This is a genomic window from Aeromicrobium sp. WCS2018Hpa-31 (assembly GCF_031843905.1).
Taxonomy (GTDB): Bacteria; Actinomycetota; Actinomycetes; order Propionibacteriales; family Nocardioidaceae; genus Aeromicrobium.
Genome location: NZ_JAVTJF010000007.1, coordinates 54,661 through 71,823, shown reverse-complemented (window position 1 = coordinate 71,823; position 17,163 = coordinate 54,661). Strand labels below are relative to the sequence as shown.

The following is a 17,163-nucleotide window of genomic DNA, read 5'->3' as shown; positions in this document are numbered from 1 at the left end:
TCAAACCCGCCGCTATGGTTGAACCAACGACTCTCGACAGTTCTGTCTTCGACCTTTGCCCCGCATATGACGTGCCGACGATGTGGTGGAACAGCACGCCAGTGCGTGCCAGGCGCACAGGCCCTCGATCCCGACCTGCGCCGCGGTGTACCGCTCGAGCCAGTCGCGAGCCTCGTCGACGCCGGCGGTCTGGGGCACAAGCTGGATCGGCGGCCGCACATCGGCCAAAAGCTCCTTGAGCACGTGCCGGCGATCGCGCAGGATGTGCGCGCGCCGGTCGACGCCATCGCTCTGCAGGACGTCGAACGCCATGAACGTCGCTGGCGGCCGAGACCCGACACGACGGGTGGCGCCGCGTGAGGCGAGCTGGCGCTGCAGCTCGCCGAAGTCGAGCGCCCCATCACCCCACACGACGAGTTCACCGTCCAGGACCGTGCCGGCCGGCAACATCGCGGCCGCCGCGTCCGCGACGTCGGGGAAGCCGCTCGTAATGTCGTGACCGCGTCGCGACTGAATCCGGCACCGCCCGCCCGGGTACCTATCCGGTGTCGGTCGTGGCGCCGCGCTCGGTGGTCGTCTCGGGGTTCAACAGCGCAGCCTCGGGGCGGCGCTCACCCAAGTCCGTAATCGGTCCTTTGCGGCGTTCGGCACCGAAGGGAGTCGGTAACCCGCGCCAGAACCGTTCGAGGTTTCAGGGGCCGAAAGTTTCGGCGCTAGGTTTTCGGACACACCAGTGTCTTCGAATGACCATCGATGCATCGCTAGTTTCCGCTCGAGTCACTGTCGACGGATGAACAATCGCCTAGGATTTGTCCATGCCCACGCCGCTTCGGGAGTCGTACCGAGCCCATCTGCGGAGACGTGCTTTGGAGGCGGCGTACGTCGAGACCGTGGCAAAGGGCTGGGACAAGGTCCGGGTGGGACACATTGCGATCCTGATCGGTGCCCCGCGCGCCATGTTGTACAAGGAGTTCGGCGACAAGCAGGCGCTGGGTGAAGCGCTGGTCCTTCACGAGGCCGACCGTTTCCTTGCGGGGATCAAGAATCTTCTGGCGTCGTACCCGACCGACGCCGCGGGCGGCATCCAGGCGGCGGTTCAGTACACCTTGACCGAGGCGGAGAGGAGCCCGTTGTTGCGGGCAGTCCTCGTCTCACACCGCGATCCGGCGCTGGAGACCAGCGCTCTCGACGCCCGCAAGGGCATGCTGCCCCTCATCACGACCTCAGGGCGTCTGCTCGACGTCGCAAGCGATGCCCTGGCGGCTTGGATGCATCAGCAGTTTCCTCAGCTTGACGTCGTCGACGTCCAGAACGCGACCGACGCCCTCGTCCGACTTGCCGTCAGCCACCTCGCCCTCCCGGGCGCGGATGCCGAGGCCACGGGCCAGCAGATCTCCGAGGTGGCACTTCGGTACCTCGGACTGCGTCGATCGGAGCCCGCCGACGCGCCCCGACGTGTCGACCCCACCGTCACCGTCCGCTGACCAGACATATCCGGCAGGGCCCGGGTATCACCGAACTTCCTGCTCGCGCTGGAACTGACGCGGAGACTTCCCGGTCCATCGCTTGAACGCGTGCGAAAAGTTGGCAAGGTCGCTGTAGCCAAGGTCGCTGGCAATCTCGCTCACCGTCGCCGTTCGCTCCAGCAGACGCAGTACCGCCCGCTCTCGCAGGGAGGTCTCGCGCAGCTCACGGAAGGTGGTTCCCTCACCGGCAAGTCGCCGCTTGAAAGTGCTGGCCGACATCGACAGCTCATCGGCGACCGATCGGCTGCTTCTCAGGACGTCGCCCTCATCCACCAGAAGCCTCACGGTCCGTGAGAACGACAGAGGCCCATTCCGGAGCTCGAGAGCCTTCTCGAGCTCGGCGATCGCGTGCCGGTAGGCGATCGGATCGGAGAACCGACAAACCTCGCTCAGGGTCTCAGCAGGTACCCGGAGGAATGAGATCGGGGCATCGAAAGCCAGCTGGCCACTCAGCACATCCGGATGACCGGCCAGGTCTGCAGGCGCCGACCAAGCCAGGTGCAGCGTGACGGCCGACATGTCACCGACGAGCAGCTTCAGCAGTCGCACGAGTGCCGATCCGCAATAAGTGATCACCAACCGATCCAGGTCCGGATCACCGGTATGTCCGGTGAAACCGACGGTCAGACCGTGATCGGAGTGATGCAGCTGAGGACTGAGAGCGGTCGAAATCAACGGCAGGTAGGTCAGCAGCTCCACGATCTCCGCGACCGAGCCTGCACTGACCAACGGCAGGCTCAGTGGCCCGAAGGTGGTCAATTGAGCCTGCGCCGCGCACGCACGTCCGAGATGGGTGGCTTGGGCGGAGTCAAGTGCCGGATACACCTCTCGAAACCAGCGCAGCGGCGCCTGGACATCGCGTTCGACCATCGTCGACTCGCTGACTCCCTCGCGAGCCATGACGCGGCGAAACCGCGCGACGGCGTCCGGCTCCAGCGCTTCGCCCGCGAGCAGCTGCACGAATGCAAGCGGCGGCACGCACGGCTCGACCATATTCACCCTCTCGTCTCTTCGTGAGCCGAAATCACAAGGTATTGACTTCGGTGACCATAGCCACCGCTGTCGGACCCGGCAACACTCTTATGAAGTTCATCACGCCCGGGACAGTTCTTCAGGAGACTCACATGGCAGTTGTCACCTTCGTGTCGCACGACGGCGAGAAGTACGAAGCCCCGCTGGAGGAGGGCCAGTCGTTGATGCAGGTCGCGGTCAACGAGGCAATCCCGGGCATCGACGGGGACTGCGGCGGAGAGGCTGCCTGCGGGACCTGTCACGTGGTCGTCGACCCCCAGTGGTCCGAGCAGGTCGGCCTGTCCGGAGCTGAAGAAGAAGCAATGCTCGCGATGAACCCCGAGCGGCAGCCGACTTCCCGGCTCGCGTGCCAGATGTCGGTCTGCCCCTCGTGGGACGGCTTGACCGTCAAACTGCCCGAATTTCAGCTGTGACGACGAGAGAGACGGAAGCCACGCCATGAAGATCTCAGAAGCCATCTCCACCAGGGTCCAGTCGACCATCCCGGTCGACCGCCAGATCCAGGGTGCGCACCTCTACGACAAGACCCGCCGTTGGGTGACCGGCACGAACGGCCAGAAGATGTTCGTCGAGGAGCCGATCCCCCCGGTGGAGGACGTGGAGCTGACCGACATCGACGTCAGCAACCCGTTCATGTACCGCCAGGGACGCTGGCTCTCCTACTTCGAGCGGCTGCGCAAGGAGGCTCCGGTTCACTACCAGGCGAACAGCCCGTTCGGACCGTTCTGGTCCGTCACCCGCCACGCCGACATCGTGGCTGTCGACAAGAACCACGACGCCTTCTCCGCCGAGCCGTTCATCATCATCGGCACGCCGCCGCGTTTTCTCGACGTCGAGATGTTCATCGCGATGGACCCTCCCCGACACGACCTCCAGCGAGCAGCTGTCCAAGGTGTCGTCGCCCCGAAGAATCTTCGCGAGATGGAGGGGCTCATCCGATCACGCGTCCAGGAGGTCCTTGACGAGTTGCCCGTGGACCAACCGTTCGACTGGGTCAGCAACGTCTCGGTCGAGCTCACCGCGCGGATGCTTGCCACGCTGCTGGACTTTCCCTACGAGCAGCGCCACAAGCTGGTCGAATGGTCAGACCTCGCGTCCTCGATGGAGCAGGCCAACGGTGGCCCCTCCGACAACGACAAGGTGTTTCGCGGCATGCGGGACGCGGCGCTCGGTTTGAGCGCCCTCTGGCGCGACAAGGCCGCGCGGACTGCCGCTGGCGAAGCTCCCGGCTTCGACCTGATCACGATGCTGCAGAGCAACGAGGACACCAAGGACCTGATCGATCGCCCAATGGAATTCCTTGGCAACCTCACGCTGCTGATCGTCGGCGGCAACGACACCACCCGGAACTCGATGAGCGGAGGAGTCCTGGCGCTCAACCGATTCCCCGACCAGTTCGAGAAGCTGAAGGCGAATCCCGACCTGATTCCCAACATGGTCTCGGAGATCATCCGCTGGCAGACCCCGCTCGCGTACATGCGCCGTATCGCCAAGAAGGACGTCGTGCTCAACGGCCAGTTCATCCGCAAGGGCGACAAGGTCGTCATGTGGTACGCCTCCGGAAACCGCGACGAGGCGCTGTTCGACCGCGCCGACGACCTGATCATCGACCGAGCCAACGCGCGCAACCACATCTCGTTCGGCTTCGGCGTCCACCGCTGCATGGGGAACCGGTTGGCCGAGCTGCAGCTGAAGATCCTCTGGGAGGAGCTGCTGCCGCGCTTCGAGAACATCCAGGTCGTCGGCGAACCGGAATATGTGCAGTCGAACTTCGTGCGAGGCATCAGCAAGCTGATGGTCCAGCTCACACCGAAGACCAGCACATGACACTGCCCCGAGCGGTGATCGTCGGGGCGAGCCACGCCGGAGCACAGCTCGCGGCCAGTCTGCGCCAGGAGAAGTGGGACGGAGAGATCATCCTCATCGGCAACGAGTCGGCGTTGCCCTACCAACGACCCCCATTGTCGAAGGCCTACCTCTCCGGCAGGAGCACGCTCGAAGACCTAGCGATCCGAAGCTCCGAGTTCTACGCCAAGCAGGACATCAAGCTGATGGACGTCACGGTCGAGGCGATCGACCGTTCGGCGGGACAGCTTGGGCTGAGCAACGGGCAGACCCTGACCTTCGACAAGCTCGCGCTGTGCCTCGGCGCTCGCGCCCGGCGACTTCCGGCGCCAGGGGCCGATCTGGCGGGAGTCTTCTACCTGCGCACAGCCGCCGATGTCGAACTGATCCGGGACGCCGCCACCACTGCCCGTCGCGCAGTCATCGTCGGAGGCGGCTACATCGGACTCGAGACGGCCGCCTCGCTTCGGACCCTCGGTCTGGAGGTGACCGTCTTGGAGGCCACCGAGCGGGTCCTCGAGCGCGTCACGGCGCCCGCAGTCTCGGCGTTCTTCGATCGCATCCACCGCGAAGAGGGGGTCACCATCCGGACCGGAGCTCTCGTCCACGCACTCGCCGGCGACGTCCAGGTCCGCGAGGTGGTCCTGTCCACGGGCGAATCGATCCCCGCCGACCTGGTCATCGTCGGAATCGGTGTCGAACCGAACGTCGAGCTTGCCGCAGCAGCAGGCCTGACCGTGGACAACGGCATCCTGATCGACTCGCAAGCACGCACGAGCGATCCGGACATCGTGGCCGCTGGCGACTGCGCCAGCGGCGACATTGCCCGATACGGCCGCCGGATTCGTCTGGAGTCAGTGTCGAGCGCGGGCGAGCAGGCCAAGGTGGCTGCGGCGACGATGTGCGGCAAATCCAAGGAGATCGCCGCTCTGCCATGGTTCTGGTCGGATCAGTACGATCTCAAGCTCCAGATCGCCGGCCTCAACACTGGGTATGACGAGGTGATCCTGAGCGGCGACCCGGCGTGCGACCGCGACTTCGCCTGCTTCTACCTGCGCGAGGGCGAGCTCATCGCCGCCGACTGCGTCAACCGGCCGCGCGACTTCATGTTCAGCAAACGAGCCATCACTCAGCGAACTCCCGTGCATCGGGAGGAGCTCCTCGGCCTGTCCGTCGGTTGAGGTGGCGCCCCGACGTTCAGCGGCCAGACGCCCGCCAAAGGGCTTCACACGGGGCGCCGACCTCGCACGAGATCCTCGATCATGGTCGTCAGGATGTTCGTCAAGCGGCGGGTCCCGATTTGCACGACTTCCGGCCCGGATCCGCGCCTGCGAAGGTTGTCCAACCCCAGAGGCTGACCGACGTCGATCGTGACCACGGGCCGCTTGAAAAGCCGCGGCCGTCGACTGTATGCCGGGAGGACTTGCTGAGCTCCGAGCTGCGCCACCGGAATCAGCGGTGCACCTGACTCGAGCGCGAGTCGCACGGCTCCCGACTTCAGCCCCATCAGACGGCCGTCGTTGTTCTTGGTGATCGACCCCTCCGGGTACACCACGACGAGAGTGCCCGCGCGAAGCGCCTCCAGGGCGGCATCGAATCCGCCGCGACCATGGTCGCGGTCTACCTGGACGTGCCCGGCGGCTCGGAACCACCGACCCACGATCGCGCTGTCGAACAAGCTGCTCTTGGCCAGGAAAGCCGGAGTCCGTCCCGTGGCGAGCACCGCTTCAGCCACGAGCAACGGATCGAGTTCCGAGACGTGATTGACGGCGAGCACCACGCCTCCCTCTTGGGGGATGTTGTCGAGGCCGCGCCAGTCCCGACGACGCACCACCAGTAGCACGGGCTTACAGACCAGGAACGCGGTCCACCACGCTGCACCCCACCGCGGAGGGAACCGTGGACCGAACGATCGAGTCACCACAGCCCGGCCGGCGTTAATCGACTTCTCCGTCAGGCCGCTGCCCGCCTGAGGCGAAGTGACCAGCACCGACCACCACGAAGGTCGCCGTGGCCGAACCCGCCATACGTCCAACGTTGTCCCACGCTTCAGCGTGCAGGAGAAGCCGTCGACCGTTCCGCTCTCTCAACTGCGCGCGGAACGTGTACGGGTGGTGGAGACGGAAAGGCGCCTGGTACTCGACCGTGATGCTGCGGGTGACTGCAAGTGCACCGACGGTGTAGAGGGTGAAGCCGAACAGGTCGTCGAAAGCGAGCGCGACAGCGCCTCCGTGGGCGATGCCAGGTGCACCGACGTGAGCGTCAGAAAAGCTGTGGACCGCCTCAACCCCGTCCGCCGTGCGCACCACCTGCAGGCCGAGACCTGCAGGATTGGCTGGTCCGCACCCGACGCATTCCTGCGAATGAGGAGGCAGCGTCTGGCCGATAGCCACGGCCTCCTGAGCTGCGAGATGGGATGTCCACTGCGCGAAGAGCTCCGCGTCCGCTCTTCGGATCTCAGCGTCGCTACTCAGGGTCGGGTCACTGCCACCAGGGCGCCGCACGTCCATCTCGCCTGTCACCTCAACACTCAACGATCCGCAGCCGCCAAGGATTCGGCGGCCGCTTCCAGTGACTCGACCACCTTCGCCTCGAGGTCGGGCAAGGCGCTGGCTGCCTCGGCGACCGCCTCGGCGCGAGCTCGGGTGTCGACGTCGCGCTGCACTGCGGCGCGCGCAGTCTGCGTCCACGCCTGCGCGCACCGGCTGGCCGCTTCGGCAAGGTCAGCGGTTGCAGCGTCTCCGGTCAATCGGGCGACGTCCTCACAACCGTCGGCGAGCAAGCGGCGGAACAGTCCGCCCCCGGTCCCGGCCTTCTCGACGAACGCGCTCAGGCTGAACAGCAGCACCTCGAGCTCGTCGGCCGGAAGGTCGACCCAGGTCTGCACATCGGAGGCCAGCAGCGCCACCCCGGCGAGGCCTTCGGCGCCGTGGCCTGCCGCCGCGAGATCGATGATCCCCGGACCCGACGGGTGGCTCATCCGCGATGCGGACTGCTGGAACGCTTCGGCCGCGACCTCCGAAAGCTCGGGCAGCACTTCAGGCCAAGTGATCCGGTACGTGCAGTGGCGCGTCGGCTCAGGGAAGGACTTCGACGACCGCGCACGCGCCAGGGCCTCGAGTGGGACTTCTTGAACGTCGGCCCGGTCGTTGTCCACCACATACGCCACGCGCTGGCGTTCGTCGTAGCCGATCACCACGATGTCGTGACGGCTCATCTGGAGCTTGACCCGCAGGTACGGGAGCTCGGCGATGTCACCCCAGACAAGACTGGGACGGCCGGCGTCGACCTCGTCGCGGACCCACGTCCATCCCTCCTCGGGATCGTCCGTCGTCAGGACCTTGACCTTCCCTCCCAGGCGCACGGGGAGATCGACCTCGAAGTCTGAGCCCCGACCCACCAGGTAGACCGGAGGCATCAGGCCACTCGATCGCACGTACGACAAACCCAGAGCACCGCCGAGCGCAAAGACCAGGCCCTCGCGTGGCGGGCCCTCCCATCCCAGCCCGTTCCAGTGCAGCAGGTCGCGCAGAGCACCAGAGCCACAGTGGCCGCCCATCTGGTGGGGGTAGTCCTGGATGAGCGCGGTGTCTGACATGTGACGTCCTTTGGCAGATCTCGGTAGGTCAGGGGCAGAAGGAGGCGGCTCAGGCTTCGCGGCGAAGAGGTGCCGCGGGCCTCACATTCAGCTGAGCCGCGGACTGGGCATGACGGATGGGGTGGCGGGGTCCTTGCGCCGAGTGACCCGGCGGCGGTCGTGGCCGAGCAACCCGGCAGCGGTCGTGCTCATCGGCGATCTGCCGGCGAGTCAAGAGGACGTGAACTGTCATCGGACGACGCGCTCGTGGCTGGAGGATCGGTGAACTCATCCGTCACGCGCTCCGCGGAGGCGACCATCAGCGACCCGTAGGAACGACGAAGCTCCGTCAGGATGTCGGTCAGCGGCAGGTCGTCGAAGACGCCGCGATCCTGGACGTACTCCATGTGCTGGGTTCCATCGGCGGTGAAGGCGTGCATCAGCGCGTCGTGCTCGCCGTCGAACTCGACCGGGGGAACTCCGAATCGGGCGCACAGCTCGGTGTTGAACGCCGGCGTCGCCTTGACCCACCTGCCGTCGATGAACAGTGAACTGTAACCGTGATAGACGAACAAGTCCGACCCGCTCATGAGGCTGCGCAGCGAGTCAGTCTGCAGATGATTACGGACGTCGGCGAAGCCAAGCCGAGCCGGGATCCCGGCGGCCCGGCACACCGCGGTCAGCAGCACCGCCTTCGGAACGCAATAGGCACGCCCTGCTTCTAGGACGAAGCTCGCTCGGTAGTGAGCAGGGTCTTCCGACGCCGAGTAGGGGTCGTACCAAATCTGATCGCGGACTGCGGTGAAGAGGCGAACCGACTTCTCACGGTCGGTTCTCGCGCCCTCGATCGAAGCTGCAGTGAACTCGCGGACAGCTGCGTGCTCGATATCGAGGAACTCCGTCGCGTCGAGAAAGGCTGCCGGCGACTGACTCATCTGTGTTCCGCACTGCTCATGGGCCCGACGGCCGTGACGGATGAGTACGTGACCGAGGCCAGGTCATCGTCGCGCAAGCCTCGTCGACGGACAGGAGCAACGCGAACGCCGCTCACCGACGGGAGGCTCGGCATCAGGTGTCCTTTCGCCGCGGTCCAGGTCGCTGCTGCCACTCGCCCCCGGACGTCTAGCTTCCGAGAGGACAGGTCGCACCAACACGAGATTGGGTTTGACAGTGCGATGCCCAGTTGTCTGCACATCAGCACACCCTTGCCATGGTGTGACAACTTACAGTTTTTGTCAACGAAGCGACATAGCTTTGATTCTGTTCCGGTCGCAGCGGCCCGCGCCAGCGCTCCGCACAACGCGAACCGCCGCGCGTACGGCCCGCTCTCCTCTCCGCGCATGTCGGAAGACCGCGCTCGCGTCACGCTCTGGGGCAGGGCGCGTCGCAAACGGCCATGCGATCGATCGTTTCATCGGCGTCAAGGGCATCGAGTAAGCGGTGCCCCCTGCTGGGACTAGCGCGCAGCGACGCCCAGGAGCCATCGCGAGGGCTCAGGACGCGAACTATGCCGCCAAACGCGGCACCAGTCACCGGGTCCTTCATCTGCTAGACCTGACCGTTATGGAGTTGCAGATGTTGGAGGCTCGCGTCGGTGCCATCGTTGAAGCCGTAATCGCGGGCCGACAAGTCGAAGACGACCGCATCGAACTCAAGGCCCTATGGCCATCCGCTAATCATGATGTTGCTCGCCGTATCGCCGGCCACGCGAACGCTGCTGGCGGTGAATCGATTCTCTGGGTCATCGGCCTCGACGAGCGTCGTCGGCGCATCGGAAGTACCTCGGGCGTCGAACCGGCGAACTGGTGGAATGCGGTTCGAAAGCACTTTGACGGTCCATCTCCCGAGCCGACGTGGTTGCGGGTACTGGTGTCTGGCAACGCCGACGTGATGGCTCTCCAGTTCACTACCGAACGCGCTCCCTATGTTGTGAATGTCGCCAAGCCGGGGCAGGTTCATCGAGAGGTCCCGTGGCGTTCGAGTACTTCAAGTGTCGCAGTCAGCGGTCCGGGAGAACTCCGTCTTCGCGGGGAACACGTACTTGACCCCGGTGAGGGGGACCCTCTCCTTCGAGCACGGAAGATCGATCTCAATCTTCAGCTTCCTATCGACGCCAGTGCCCGAGCATCTCGGCTAGACAGCCGCCTGTCCGTCGAACCGCCTCGCGAGTTCAGCGAACGCGACATTCCCGACCAGCATGACGAGTGGCACCTCGCTAGGCGATTCACGGTTGGATCAGCGCCTCAATGGTGGTCGTAACCCAACCCTCCGTCTGGACGCGCCCAGACGCGACAAATTAAGTGACAAACTTGACCCAGACCCGCTGGTCCAGCGATCCGTGACAACCAATCTGACAATCGCGGAGTCGGGGTCTAGACGTCACTGCGGGGAACTCGGACGACAGAACCCTGGCAAAAGTGACAACCCATCTGTCAACTGTCAAGTGCGCTCCTCCACTCCCGGGCGCACCCGAACCACCCAGCGAAGCCGTGCTCGCTCCGTCCAGGCGAGCCGAGGGACGATCCGGCCTCTAGAGTCGCACGATGTTCAGGACAACGATCACCGTCGCGTTGCTGTCGCTCGCCCTCGCCGGCTGCACCGGGTCGAACGACCCGAGTGAGAGCTCCACCAACCAGCCCGCAGACGATGCGGTCGACCTGCGGTTCGCCTACTCCGGCGTCTCCGACGAGGGAACGATCGACCAGACGCTCACGATCACCAACACGTCCAGGACCCTCTCCGCAGCTCCGACCCTGTCCTTCGTGGCACTTGACTCGGACTCGGAGCCGATGACCGATGTCTCGGTGACCACGGTGTTCGGAAGCGATCGAGGTCTGGTCGTCGCGCCGGCGAACTACGAGGTGCTCGACATCCTGCGTTTCGAGGGCCCCGGGTCCGGCGACGTGGAGGACGTCGAGGTCACGGTCGAAGGGATGCGCACCGCCGAGGACGCCGGGACGGCCTATCCCGAGGTCGACTTCCTGGATGCCCAGGGAGAGCCGGTCGACCGTCCGTACGAGGCTCGCACGGCCAGGGTGAGCAATCCCGGCAGAAGCGACTACGTGGTCCGCCTCGTGGGGATCACCTGGAACCGCCCCGCCGAGGGGGAGTCGCAACAAGCTCTCACGGTCTCCCCTGTCGGCGAGCCGACACGTCTAGCGGCTCGCAGCGAGGCCGACGTGCGTCTCGCACCGACGGACGTGGCGACGTACGACAGCGTGAAGGTCTTCATCGCCGTGGAGCAGCGCGCCTCGACCTCGGCCGAGGACGCCTGAGTCGACTCCCGCGGCGACGACACCCGACGCCTCGTCTCCCCCGCGCTCGTGGCGATCCTGCGCCGCTATCCCCCGGCGCCGACGGGTCGCACTCCGGTCGCCCGACTCATGACCCGCCTCGACGTGAGCCTGAGAAGCGCGGACGGGTAGCTCCACTCCCCCCGATGCTTTTGGCACCGAGGCGAACGCGGCGAAACTCGGTGTCGGACGTCGAATCTATGTTCGTTACATGACCTCGACGGACTCTCTCCTCGGCCTCGCGACGGATGCGTCGCGGGTGCTGTGGCGGGCCGAGGCTGCGCAGGCTGCGACGGTGCTGGCGTTCGTGGAGGGTCGTCGGTCCGACGCGGTCGCGGCCGGGCGGAGCGCTGCTTCGGCCGAGGACGCCCGCCAGGTCGCGATCCTGGAGGTCGCGGTCGAGCTCGAGGTCGCGTCGGGATTCGTCGCGCACCTGGTCGCGACGACCAGGACCCTCACGGCGGGCCTGCCGACGGTGTGGGCCGCCCACAGCGACGGTGAGCTCGATCGGGCGAAGGCCCGCGCGATCGCCTCGGCCCGGTGGCGCCTGCACGAGGTCGCGTCGGTGGAGCTGCTCGACGAGTCCGTGGTCCCCTACGCCACGACCCACACGCTGTCCCAGCTCAAGGGCTGGCTGCGCCGGTTCGTGGCACGGGTCGAGGCCGAGAACGTTGCACGGCGCCGCCGCGAGGCGACCGCCCAGCGCCACGTGACCATCACGGCGATGGACGACGGGATGAGCCTGCTCCAGGCGTTCATCCCGACCCACGACGCCCTGCTGATCGAGCGCAAGCTGTCCCTGGCCGCCAAAGCGCAACGTGCCGACGACCCCGACGACGACCGACGGTTGTCCCAGGCCCGCGCCGACGTCCTGACCGACCGGCTCCTGGGTCGCACCGCGGACGCCCCCGGCCGGGGCCGGTTCCACGTCGGGATCACCGTCTCCCTGGCCACCCTGCTGGGCCTGGACGACGAACCCGCCGTCACCGGCGACGGCCAGCACGCCATCGACCCCACACTGGTCCGCGAGCTCGCCACGCAGCCCGGCACGCTGTTCAGTCGCCTCCTGACCGACGAGGCCGGCGGCATCCTCGACGTCACCGAGCTCGGCCGCTTCCCCACCGCCCCACTCCGCCGCGCCCTCGAGCTCGTCGACGGCGTCTGCGACATCCCCACCTGCGACAAACCAGCAGAAGCGTGCGACCTCGACCACCAGCAACCCTTCGACCCCGACCACCCAGACCGCGGACCCACCACCGCAGGCAACCTCCACCCACGATGTCGCCCCCACCACGGACTCAAGACCCGCGGAGCACTCCCCGTCGACCACGACGAGGACGGCACCACCCGATGGCACCTGCCCACACGCGCCGTGCCCGGACGCACCGCCTTCACCCGCGCCTGGACGAGGAGGACCGAACCCGTCGTCGTGCTCGCCGAGCACTACCCAGCCACGGGGGCCTTCGAGTACGTCGCCGCCTGACGAGGCGTCTACAGCCGACGTCAGCGCCGATGCCGACCGACGCCGCGCCGCGCCTCGGGACGTGCCGGAGGACCCTCCCCCGGCGACGCCGCGTCCACGACTGCTGGGTGAGCCGTCAGCACGTGGTGCCGAAGGACCGCGACGTCGCTCTCGTCGCACTCCAGGCGCAGCACCAGGACGCCCTCGTCACCCTCGAGCCAGCACAGCTCGACCTCGGGGGCCCGCACGAGCAGTCGCGTCGACACGCACAGGCTCGCCCCGGAGTCCGCAGGCATGTCGAAGGTCAGGACGGGCACCGACGACCTCCTCGCGACCCCCGATCGATGTCATCACCCCCAACGAGCGCGCAACCCCGGAGGTCACGACCCGACGGCTCGACTCCCTGACCTGGAACATCCTCCCGGTCCCGGCGACGCCGCACCCACACCGCGATGTGACGGGGGTCACGATAGGCTCGACCCACACCGACCGAGGCGTCTCGGGGGACGTCCGCACCGAGCGGGCTACGAGTCTGTCGGGTCGGCCGGGGGGACCACGTGCTCACAGACATCTTCCTGCCCGAGGTCATGGGCACCGCCACGCTCCTGCTGCTCGGCTGCGGCGTCGTCGCGAACGTCGCGCTGGCCAAGACGAACGGCAACGCCGGCGGCTTCCTGATGGTCAGCTTCGGCTGGGGCCTGGCGGTGTTCGCCGGCGTCTACGTCGCCTACAAGTCCGGCGCGCACATCAACCCCGCCGTGACACTGGGTCTCGTCGCGTCCGGCGACGACCTCGGCGGCAACACCGCCGTCAAGGTGCTGGTGTACCTCGCCGCCCAGCTGCTCGGCGCCTTCCTCGGCGCCACGCTGTGCTGGCTGGCCTACCGCGACCAGTTCGACGCCCCGGAGAGCGATCCGGACGACAAGCTCGGCGTCTTCTGCACCGCACCGCAGATCGCGCGCACGTCCTCCAACCTCATCACCGAGATCATCGGCACCTTCGTCCTCGTGTTCGTGATCATCGCGTTCGGCAAGACACCCACCGAGCTCGGCCCCCTGGCCGTCGCGCTGCTCGTCGTCAGCATCGGCGCCAGCCTCGGCGGTCCCACGGGCTACGCCATCAACCCGGCGCGCGACCTGGGCCCGCGCATCGCCCACTTCGTCCTGCCGATCAAGGACAAGCGCGACAGCAACTGGTCCTACTCCTGGATCCCTGTCGTCGGACCCGCCATCGGTGGCATCCTCGGAGGCCTCCTGGCCGCCGCCGCGAACTACGTCTGACCCGCACCCCGACCCCACACAGAATCGAGATTCGAGCATGGCCGACAACACGTACGTCCTCGCCATCGACCAGGGCACCACCTCGACCCGCGCGATGATCTTCGACCACGCAGGATCGGTGGTGGCCGTCGACCAGGTCGAGCACGAGCAGATCTTCCCGCGCGCCGGGTGGGTCGAGCACGACGCGCTCGAGATCTGGACCAACACGCGTGACGTCATCGGCGGAGCCCTGGCCAAGGCGAACTTCAACAGCAAGAACATCGCCGCGGTCGGCATCACCAACCAGCGCGAGACCGCCCTCGTGTGGGACAAGTCCAACGGACAGCCGATCTACAACGCGATCGTCTGGCAGGACACCCGCACCCAGAAGATCGTCGACGGGCTCGCCGCCGACGGCGGGCTCGACCGCTACAAGGAGACGGTCGGGCTGCCCCTGGCCACCTACTTCTCCGGGCCCAAGGTGCGATGGATCCTCGACCACGTCGAGGGTGCCCAGGAACGCGCCGAGGCCGGCGAGCTGCTGTTCGGCAACATGGACACCTGGGTGCTGTGGAACCTCACGGGCGGCGCGGAGAACGACGGTGTCCACGTCACCGACGTCACCAACGCGAGCCGCACCCTGCTGATGGACCTCGAGACCCTGGAGTGGGACGAGAGCATCGCCGCCGACATGGGCATCCCGCTGTCGATGCTGCCGGAGATCAGGTCGAGCTCGGAGGTGTACGGCGAGTGCAAGCCCGGCATCCTCAACGGCACCCCGGTGGCCGGCATCCTCGGCGACCAGCAGGCCGCGACCTTCGGGCAGGCCTGCCTGGAGAAGGGCGAGGCCAAGAACACCTACGGCACCGGCAACTTCATGCTGCTCAACACCGGCACCGAGGCCGTCCCGTCGGAGAACGGGCTGCTCACCACCGTCTGCTACAAGATCGGCGACGAGCCCACGGTGTACGCGCTCGAGGGCTCCATCGCGGTCACCGGGTCCCTCGTGCAGTGGGTCCGCGACAACCTCGGCCTCATCGGCAGCGCCCCCGAGATCGAGGACCTCGCGAAGCAGGTCGACGACAACGGCGGGGCGTACTTCGTGCCGGCGTTCTCGGGCCTGTTCGCCCCGCACTGGCGCCCCGACGCACGCGGCGCCCTGGTGGGCCTGACGCGCTACGTGAACCGGGGCCACATCGCCCGGGCGGTGCTGGAGTCCACGGCGTACCAGACGCGCGAGGTGCTCGACGCCATGAACGCCGACTCCGGCGTCCCGCTCACCGAGCTGCGCGTCGACGGCGGCATGGTCGTCAACGAGACCCTCATGCAGTTCCAGGCCGACATCCTCGGCGTCGACGTCGTGCGCCCGAAGGTCGCCGAGACCACCGCGCTCGGCGCTGCGTACGCCGCGGGTCTGGCCGTCGGCTACTGGGAGAACGAGGACGACATCCGCACCAACTGGGGCGAGGACAAGCGCTGGACGCCGCAGATGCCCGAGGACGAGCGCGAGAAGTACTACCGCAGCTGGAAGAAGGCCGTCACCAAGACCCTCGACTGGGTCGACGACGACGTCGACTGAGGATCGGCCGAGCGGCCGGTGTCGTTCCTCCTGCCTAGAGTGGTGGCAGGAGGAACGATGTCCGACGACCCGCGACGCCGAGCGGCGCACTACCGCCTCGGTGACGACCCGGCGCCCGACACGTCGCGCGCTCCCGACCCGGATGCCGCTGACGAGGTCGACGAGGGCGCGGCACCCGCACGCGGGCGGCGCCCCGAGGACCAGGCTCTCTACGTCGACGGCCAGATCCGCGCCGCGATCGCACGCGGCGACTTCGACGACCTGCCGCTGTCCGGCAAGCCGTTGCCGCCCCGGGTCTTCCGCCACGATCCCGACTGGTGGCTCAAGCAGCTGATCGAGCGCGAGAACGTCTCCGGCGTCCTGCCGCCCGCCCTGGCGCTGCGCAAGGAGGACGCCGAGCTCGACGACCTCCTCGACTCCACTGGCTCGGAGGAACGCGTCCGCGAGATGCTCGCGGACTTCAACCGTCGCGTCGTCGAGGCACGACGCCAGCTCCAGGGCGGTCCGCCGGTCATCACCGCGACCCGCGACGTCGACGACGAGGTGCGGGCCTGGCGCGAGCGCCTGCGCCGGCGTGCTGCGGCACGCCCCTCCCCTCCCCCGCCCCGGCGGGTGTCGTGGCGCGATCGGCTCCGGGCCCGACGCGGCGGTGCGCGTGACTGACGAAGGGCTGGGCCGCACCTGGCGCAGCACCGCACCCCTCGACGTCTGGCGCACGCTGTCGACCCTGCGTCGCGGCCCCGCCGACCCGGCCTTCCGCGGCCGGGGTGCCGAGATCTGGCGCGCCACGCGCCCGCCGTCGGGCCCGGCCACGCTCCACCTGCGCCAGCTGGACGCTCACGTCGTGGAGGCCGCGGCCTGGGGCCCGGGCGCGACAGAGGTGCTCGACGAGCTGCCCGCGTGCCTCGGCGGGGACCAGCCGCACCGCCCTCCCCTGGCCCACCCCGTGGTCGCCGACGCCCATCGACGACACCCCGGGCTCCGGGTGCCCCGCACCCGCCGGGTGGTCGAGGCGCTCGTCCCGGCGATCATCGAGCAGAAGGTCCTGGGTGCCGACGCCTTCCTCTCGTGGCGCCAGCTGCTCACACGGCACGGGGAGGTCCCGCCGGGTCCGGCGCCATCGGGCATGCGGCTGCCGCTGACGGCCGAGGCATGGGCGGCGCTGCCCTCGTGGGAGTGGCACCGCGCCGGGGTCGACCCCAAGCGGTACCGGACGGTGCAGGCCGTCACGCGTCTGGGCGAGTCCCTCGAGCGACTCGCCGACCGCGAGCCCACCGACGCCTCGGCCGCCCTGCGGTCGTTGCCAGGAGTCGGCGTGTGGACCGCGGCCGAGGTCGGCTCGCGGGCCTTCGGCGACACCGACGCGGTGCCGTTCGGCGACTACCACCTGGCCAGCACCGTCGGGACGGCCCTGCTCGGTCACCGGCTCGAGCACGACCACGAGGTGGCGGAGGTGCTGGAGCCGTTCCGGCCCCACCGCTTCCTGGCGCTGCGCCTCATGCAGCTGAGCCCGCACGTCCGGGTCGAGCGGCACGGGGCCCGCATGTCGCGCGTCGACCACCGCGCCCGCTGAGGGATCTCGCCGACGCC

The 17,163-nt window shown here is 67.6% G+C and carries 16 protein-coding genes and 1 pseudogene; 10 read left to right on the top strand and 7 right to left on the bottom strand.

What is annotated here, in order from left to right; all coding sequences use genetic code 11:
- Nucleotides 1–12: 12 nt before the first annotated feature.
- Nucleotides 13–519 (bottom strand): annotated as a pseudogene (locus tag RQG84_RS10560) (hypothetical protein); the annotation flags it as partial.
- A 296-nt stretch (nt 520–815) separates the two neighbouring features.
- On the opposite strand from RQG84_RS10560, the gene RQG84_RS10555 reads away from it, so the two are divergent.
- On the top strand, nt 816–1,484 hold the full coding sequence (locus RQG84_RS10555; RefSeq protein ID WP_055968287.1) for a TetR/AcrR family transcriptional regulator: 669 nt from the start codon (nt 816–818) through the stop codon (nt 1,482–1,484).
- A 27-nt stretch (nt 1,485–1,511) separates the two neighbouring features.
- Here RQG84_RS10555 and RQG84_RS10550 read toward each other — a convergent pair whose 3' ends face one another.
- Nucleotides 1,512–2,519, bottom strand: coding sequence for an AraC family transcriptional regulator (locus RQG84_RS10550; protein WP_257727432.1), 1,008 nt, complete (start codon nt 2,517–2,519; stop codon nt 1,512–1,514).
- A gap of 131 nt (nt 2,520–2,650) precedes the next feature.
- Between RQG84_RS10550 and RQG84_RS10545 the strand changes: the two genes are divergently transcribed.
- From RQG84_RS10545 to RQG84_RS10535, 3 genes are read left to right on the top strand one after another with little or no spacing between them, the layout of a single operon-like run.
- Nucleotides 2,651–2,971, top strand: coding sequence for a 2Fe-2S iron-sulfur cluster-binding protein (locus RQG84_RS10545; protein ID WP_055968291.1), 321 nt, complete (start codon nt 2,651–2,653; stop codon nt 2,969–2,971).
- Nucleotides 2,972–2,996: 25 nt separating this feature from the next.
- Nucleotides 2,997–4,385 carry a cytochrome P450 gene (locus tag RQG84_RS10540; RefSeq protein WP_055968293.1) on the top strand — a complete coding sequence of 463 codons (1,389 nt, stop codon included), beginning with the start codon at nt 2,997–2,999 and terminating at the stop codon, nt 4,383–4,385.
- A complete protein-coding gene (locus RQG84_RS10535; protein WP_055968294.1) occupies nt 4,382–5,584 on the top strand; it encodes an NAD(P)/FAD-dependent oxidoreductase in 1,203 nt (400 codons plus the stop codon). The genes RQG84_RS10540 and RQG84_RS10535 overlap by 4 nt, the downstream gene beginning before the upstream one ends.
- A gap of 44 nt (nt 5,585–5,628) precedes the next feature.
- Here RQG84_RS10535 and RQG84_RS10530 read toward each other — a convergent pair whose 3' ends face one another.
- The 4 genes from RQG84_RS10530 to RQG84_RS10515 form a co-directional block, all read right to left on the bottom strand.
- Complete coding sequence (locus RQG84_RS10530) at nt 5,629–6,234, bottom strand: lysophospholipid acyltransferase family protein (RefSeq protein WP_311210128.1); 606 nt, start codon at nt 6,232–6,234, stop codon at nt 5,629–5,631.
- 106 nt (nt 6,235–6,340) lie between these two features.
- Nucleotides 6,341–6,796, bottom strand: coding sequence for a PaaI family thioesterase (locus tag RQG84_RS10525; protein ID WP_055968624.1), 456 nt, complete (start codon nt 6,794–6,796; stop codon nt 6,341–6,343).
- A gap of 137 nt (nt 6,797–6,933) precedes the next feature.
- Nucleotides 6,934–8,001: a BtrH N-terminal domain-containing protein gene (locus tag RQG84_RS10520; protein ID WP_055968297.1), complete on the bottom strand. Its 1,068-nt coding sequence runs from the start codon at nt 7,999–8,001 to the stop codon at nt 6,934–6,936.
- Between the two features lie 188 nt (nt 8,002–8,189).
- Nucleotides 8,190–8,915, bottom strand: a complete 726-nt coding sequence (locus tag RQG84_RS10515) for a transglutaminase family protein (protein ID WP_055968299.1) — start codon at nt 8,913–8,915, stop codon at nt 8,190–8,192.
- A gap of 1,608 nt (nt 8,916–10,523) precedes the next feature.
- Between RQG84_RS10515 and RQG84_RS10510 the strand changes: the two genes are divergently transcribed.
- Together RQG84_RS10510 and RQG84_RS10505 are read left to right on the top strand one after the other, a co-directional pair.
- Nucleotides 10,524–11,255: a hypothetical protein gene (locus tag RQG84_RS10510; protein ID WP_055968301.1), complete on the top strand. Its 732-nt coding sequence runs from the start codon at nt 10,524–10,526 to the stop codon at nt 11,253–11,255.
- A gap of 229 nt (nt 11,256–11,484) precedes the next feature.
- Nucleotides 11,485–12,756: an HNH endonuclease signature motif containing protein gene (locus RQG84_RS10505; protein WP_257727433.1), complete on the top strand. Its 1,272-nt coding sequence runs from the start codon at nt 11,485–11,487 to the stop codon at nt 12,754–12,756.
- A 20-nt stretch (nt 12,757–12,776) separates the two neighbouring features.
- Here RQG84_RS10505 and RQG84_RS10500 read toward each other — a convergent pair whose 3' ends face one another.
- Nucleotides 12,777–13,052 (bottom strand): hypothetical protein, encoded by a 276-nt coding sequence (locus tag RQG84_RS10500; RefSeq protein WP_156364793.1) that lies wholly within the window; start codon nt 13,050–13,052, stop codon nt 12,777–12,779.
- Between the two features lie 240 nt (nt 13,053–13,292).
- Here RQG84_RS10500 and RQG84_RS10495 point away from each other — a divergent pair, with 240 nt between their 5' ends.
- From RQG84_RS10495 to RQG84_RS10480, 4 genes are read left to right on the top strand one after another with little or no spacing between them, the layout of a single operon-like run.
- A complete protein-coding gene (locus RQG84_RS10495) occupies nt 13,293–14,015 on the top strand; it encodes an MIP/aquaporin family protein (protein WP_255353967.1) in 723 nt (240 codons plus the stop codon).
- Nucleotides 14,016–14,052: 37 nt separating this feature from the next.
- Complete coding sequence (gene glpK / locus RQG84_RS10490; protein WP_311209994.1) at nt 14,053–15,573, top strand: glycerol kinase GlpK; 1,521 nt, start codon at nt 14,053–14,055, stop codon at nt 15,571–15,573.
- 57 nt (nt 15,574–15,630) lie between these two features.
- Entirely contained in the window at nt 15,631–16,236 is a 606-nt protein-coding gene (locus RQG84_RS10485; protein ID WP_257727435.1) for a DUF1992 domain-containing protein, read from the top strand.
- Nucleotides 16,229–17,146 (top strand): DNA-3-methyladenine glycosylase 2 family protein, encoded by a 918-nt coding sequence (locus RQG84_RS10480; RefSeq protein ID WP_311209993.1) that lies wholly within the window; start codon nt 16,229–16,231, stop codon nt 17,144–17,146. The genes RQG84_RS10485 and RQG84_RS10480 overlap by 8 nt, the downstream gene beginning before the upstream one ends.
- The last annotated feature ends 17 nt before the right edge of the window (nt 17,147–17,163 follow it).